This is a genomic window from Sphingomonas sp. STIS6.2 (assembly GCF_000732685.2).
Lineage (GTDB): Bacteria > Pseudomonadota > Alphaproteobacteria > Sphingomonadales > Sphingomonadaceae > Sphingomonas > Sphingomonas aerolata.
Map to the genome: position 1 here is coordinate 1 of NZ_JPDP02000057.1, position 4,382 is coordinate 4,382.

Here is a 4,382-nt window from a genome sequence, read left to right on the forward strand (position 1 = left end):
GATTTAGTGAGGCTATGCTCTGAATAAGCTCACTTTTACGCATTTGGCCTCCGCTGCTAACCACAAGCAAACGTATCGTTTCGAGCAGCGATCGTCATGCCATAACTGGTGCCGCGCATCTTGACCGGTGGTGCAAAAGGGACCCCTTTCGCGACCCGGCCCGTGCCAGCTTCGATCCTCGAAATAGGATCGAAAAATGGGAAAAGTAGCCGCTGCGTCAGCGAACCTTATCAGTCTGGCATCGTGGCGCGGCCTCGCCGCCGATGAATAGCAACCGCAACGATAGGCAGCACAAACACCAGGAGGAGCGGCATGGCCTTCGCTACGTCTGGATGCTCATCAAACCAGAAAGTGGATAGCATAGCGAGATTTGCTGCGCCCCACATGAGCGTGACTGTGGCGCACAAGCTGACCACAATGATCCCGGACTTCATCATGCCGCTCATAGCCGCTCCTTGTGATACTACGTTCATCTTGGACCTAAGCGCCCTTGGTGAAAGCGTCGCTGCCATCCCACTCAACGATTGGTGATCGAGACAAGGCCTAGGAAAATCGCCTTAGCTGGCGGATTCCCAAGATCAGCATGATCATTGCAGCACCCAATAGCAGCCCTTTGACGGACCCAGTAACAGCGCCCGATACATCGAAGCGGCGACCAACTGAGTCGACGACTGATACAAGCGAACCCAACGTGCACGTGGCAATGGCAAAACCAGGTCGAGCTTTTCGTATTGGTTTGGGCACCTGAATCTCTCCCTCTTGGGCATCGGGTCGCACGATTTGAGGGTTTCAGACAAGACTGCCATGACGGGGATGCCCAATTCTGAGCATAAACTGCAGCGCCGGCGTTCTAAGAACGAACTGCGATCGAGACGGCCAGCACTGTCCCGAATGCGATCGAATTTCGGGAAAGTCCCTACGAAACGGCTGCTAGGCTTCGGGCACGCTCCCTGTCCTTGGGCCGGCCAAAAGCGGTGAGCATGGCCTGTAGCTCCACCCTTTCGGGAATGAAGACGGCCAAACCGTCAACCTCAACTGGCTGTCGCGTCGCTGGTCGCACCGGCAACCATGCTTCTCCTGATCGACGGTGGAAGTCTGCCATGAACTCAACAGGCAATGCAGTCCCGGTCCAAGTGCCGAAGATGCTCGACCGGAACGCCGCGTGCGGCGATCCTGACCGGAGCTCAATGCCGATCGCCGGCAGGATGCGTTGAGCGTCAGCAACGCTCAACAGCACGTCCACGTCAGCCACATGGCCGGGATCGGCCCCGTGAAGGGCAACGGCTGCGCTCGCGATGATCCACCAAGAATCATGTGCTTCGGCCATCACCTTGCCGATCGCGTTCAAGGACACCGAGAGGGCCGGACCAACTGTCATTAGCCTTTCATAGCGCCGGTCATCCCGGAATCGATCGTATATCGGGAAAGCCGCTACTCCCTTAGGGTTTGATCCGGGGGCGTTAGCGGGAACACCGCCGGATCAAAGGCAGCTACGTCCAATAGGTATGCGCGATCCTTCGCATCCGCCCAGCCTTCCGGCCAGTTTCTTAAAATCCAGACGCCTTGATCGAGCCATGCCAATTCCAGGATCGACGGCCACGCCGTCAGCTCCGCGTTGTTGAAAGCGACATGCCCGGCATAGCCCCGCAGAAAGGTCGCCCACTCGGCAGGCGTCCATAATCGACCGGGAGCGGTGGCGAGATCGCAGTGGAACAGCAGCAGCGCGACCGCGAGGTCGTAGAGCCTCGGTATCCGTGCCGCATGATCGGGATCGACTAGCGTAGGTTTCGGGCTGAAAACCAGGTTCGACGCCTTGAAGTCGAAGCTGCACCCGGCGAGTGGCAAGCCTGTAATCGGTTCGGCCCCGGCGAGGCGCGCTAGCGTCACCTCCCGAAGTGAGTACCGATCCGCACCGGCTGCTTCGATAGCATTTTCGGCCAGAGCAAGGTGCGGCTCGATCCATTCGGCATCTCGGACCACGGGCTCCCTGTAAGTCGCCAAGGCGCTCCCCTCGGGAGGATCGGCCGCGTGCATTCGGCCGAGTAAACGCCCAGCGTCGGCAATCTCGCCCTCACCAGCATGGTAGCCGGTGCCCGACACGAAGCGATAGACCACCCACTCTTTGCCATCATCGAGACAGCGGGGATTGGGGTGGAGGTGAGCTGCTGGAGCCACCACATCAACGCCTAGGCCACGTAGCGCCGTAAGCCATCGACCAATCGCCTCATCGTCTGAATGGACCAGTCCCGTTCTCTTCAAAACCCAATCGCCGCCACGATCATGAACACGCAGCACGGGCGCGTAGTCGTAGAGCGACACGGGCTCGCCGGGATGATCAAACGGGAAGGCTGCGACCATATGTATAGAACCACCTACCCGCCTCCAGCCCTCTCTCAAACGATCGTGAAATCCGAAAATCGGCATGCCGATGCGAAAGCGATTGTGCACCCGGTCCGCGTGGCTGAAACGCGTCATAATATCGAGGGGCAAATCTGGCGCGCCAGATTTCGCGTTGCGGACCGACGGCGGTCCATGGCAATCGATAACGCGCGTGAATGCTATTGAATGATCTGGTGAGCGATATGGATTATACGAAAGATTATTACCGTATTCTCGGTGTCACACCGGATTCCGACTCTGCTACCATTCGAGCCGCATACAAAACGCTAATGATAAAATACGATCCCGATCAAAACAGGTCGGCGGAGGCCCCCGGCATTACTAAGTCGCTTACAGAAGCGATTAACATATTAGACAATGAGATATGTCGCCTAGAATACGACCAGTACCGACTAAAGCGTAGCGAGTACCGGAACAAAAATAGTGGTGGGAACGTAAATAGTCTAAGTTCATCATCTACAACAAGGCCCATTGCTAGCTCGTTGAACGCAGGCCCCACTGACAAATCGAGAACCATATTAGGCGTGGGCGGGTTGCTCGTTACTCTGACGATAATGGCTTTAGCCGTGGCTAGTGTGAGTCGCTGACGCAGCAGTTTTTTATAATTAAACGCGGCTCCTTCCCAAGGAAGGCTGAACGGCAAGCGCTCGAAATTTCGAACTGACCTGGCTTCTCGAAAACGAACCCTTTTGCAACAAAGTAACTGATGCTCTCTCCTATTGCAGCAGTTACGCGATCGGCTACGCTTGTTGGTGAAGGCGGCAGAGTCCATCCTTCTGGGAGCTACAGATGAAATTGGCTGTCCTTGCGATCATAACTGCCGTAAGCTCATCAGCAGGAGCCCAAACGCCCTCACCGTCCCAGATCCTTGTCTCAGCAAGCGGCACTGCCAAGACACCTCCGGACATGGTCACGGTTGGATTTACCCTTCGTGGGGAGGGGGTGACGTCAGATGAGGCTAGTTCCAAGCTGCGCGATAGCTCCAAAGCGATGCGGACAGGCGTTGCTGGACTTTTGCAGAAGGCAGGCGAATATCACTCTTCGGCCCTCTCGATTGTACAAGTGCGATCGAAAGAATGTGACGCGAGCAGCTATGGACCACAGCGGCTATCGACGGGGTCCTGTGCAATCATTGGCTATATTGCGTCGATGCCTGTCACTATACAAACCTCCCGTGTGGCCGACGCTGGTACCCTAGTTGGTCTAATCAGTCGGCTTGGTGGCTTGGACGCGAACCTGCGGGGCTTCTGGTTACGCGACGATACGATTGCACGCCGTCGTGCCATGCAGGCGGCTCTGGTTAGCGCGCAGACGCAAGCGCGGTCGATCGCTGAAGGAGCAGGTAGCAAGCTTGGACCGTTATTGCGGGTGCAGGATGCCAACTATCGCGAAGTAACATTGAAGATGCCAGCCACTGCGCAGTCTGCGGCCGAGTCCGTGCCGCCCCCGCCGCCCCCGCCGCCTGCACCCGAGGAACCCGTCCGCCTCGACCTCGCCCCCGAGCCAATTCAAACGACTGTGCGCCTAATGGCTGCATACGGCATTGATCGTTGACCATCGCGGTACGCATCAAAGTTGTGCATGAAGAAACTCACGGATTTCTGCTGTCGCTAGGCTGATGCAAACTTGTGAGTTTCGCATCATCGGTGCCCGCTTCGGCCGGCTGGCAAAGCGCGTTATACTAGTGAAGCACCAGCCATGAACGAGGACAGGTTATGACAGTCAAAGACCTCATCGGGCGTCCAAGACCTACACCTGAACAGAGGGCACTGGAGAAAGAGCTTCTGGAGCGTCGAGAGGCATTGCTGCGTCGTCGTCCCGGCCATTCTGATGATAACGATGGGCTGTGTCCTGTGGGCCCGCCACCTGGTCCTAGCCCCATGCCACTAGCTGGTGCGGTTGAGATAGCAGACGACTGATCCAATTAGCGTGATGCAAAACTTTTTATTTTTGCATCACATTACGGCCGAGCTGACATCATC

At 56.9% G+C, this 4,382-nt stretch carries 5 protein-coding genes; 2 read left to right on the forward strand and 3 right to left on the reverse strand.

All coding sequences use genetic code 11. From position 1 onward, the window contains the following. Positions 1-230: 230 nt before the first annotated feature. The 3 genes from sphst_RS10625 to sphst_RS10635 form a co-directional block, all read right to left on the reverse strand. Positions 231-446 (reverse strand): hypothetical protein, encoded by a 216-nt coding sequence (locus tag sphst_RS10625; RefSeq protein WP_031394623.1) that lies wholly within the window; start codon positions 444-446, stop codon positions 231-233. 470 nt (positions 447-916) lie between these two features. After that, positions 917-1,378: a hypothetical protein gene (locus sphst_RS10630; RefSeq protein ID WP_031394624.1), complete on the reverse strand. Its 462-nt coding sequence runs from the start codon at positions 1,376-1,378 to the stop codon at positions 917-919. A gap of 53 nt (positions 1,379-1,431) precedes the next feature. Continuing rightward, positions 1,432-2,475 carry a phosphotransferase enzyme family protein gene (locus tag sphst_RS10635; protein WP_031394625.1) on the reverse strand — a complete coding sequence of 348 codons (1,044 nt, stop codon included), beginning with the start codon at positions 2,473-2,475 and terminating at the stop codon, positions 1,432-1,434. A 107-nt stretch (positions 2,476-2,582) separates the two neighbouring features. Between sphst_RS10635 and sphst_RS21650 the strand changes: the two genes are divergently transcribed. Both sphst_RS21650 and sphst_RS10645 read left to right on the forward strand, forming a co-directional pair. After that, positions 2,583-2,987: a J domain-containing protein gene (locus sphst_RS21650; RefSeq protein WP_442800394.1), complete on the forward strand. Its 405-nt coding sequence runs from the start codon at positions 2,583-2,585 to the stop codon at positions 2,985-2,987. A gap of 202 nt (positions 2,988-3,189) precedes the next feature. Next, a complete protein-coding gene (locus sphst_RS10645) occupies positions 3,190-3,954 on the forward strand; it encodes an SIMPL domain-containing protein (protein ID WP_081877610.1) in 765 nt (254 codons plus the stop codon). Positions 3,955-4,382: the final 428 nt, after the last annotated feature.

Bases quoted from the DNA above. Each gene is read 5' to 3' on its own strand.
- sphst_RS10645 (WP_081877610.1), top strand. From the start codon at position 3,190: ATGAAATTGGCTGTCCTTGCGATCATAACTGCCGTAAGCTCATCAGCA.
- sphst_RS10625 (WP_031394623.1), bottom strand. From the start codon at position 446: ATGAGCGGCATGATGAAGTCCGGGATCATTGTGGTCAGCTTGTGCGCC.
- sphst_RS10635 (WP_031394625.1), bottom strand. From the start codon at position 2,475: ATGACGCGTTTCAGCCACGCGGACCGGGTGCACAATCGCTTTCGCATC.
- sphst_RS21650 (WP_442800394.1), top strand. From the start codon at position 2,583: ATGGATTATACGAAAGATTATTACCGTATTCTCGGTGTCACACCGGAT.
- sphst_RS10630 (WP_031394624.1), bottom strand. From the start codon at position 1,378: ATGACAGTTGGTCCGGCCCTCTCGGTGTCCTTGAACGCGATCGGCAAG.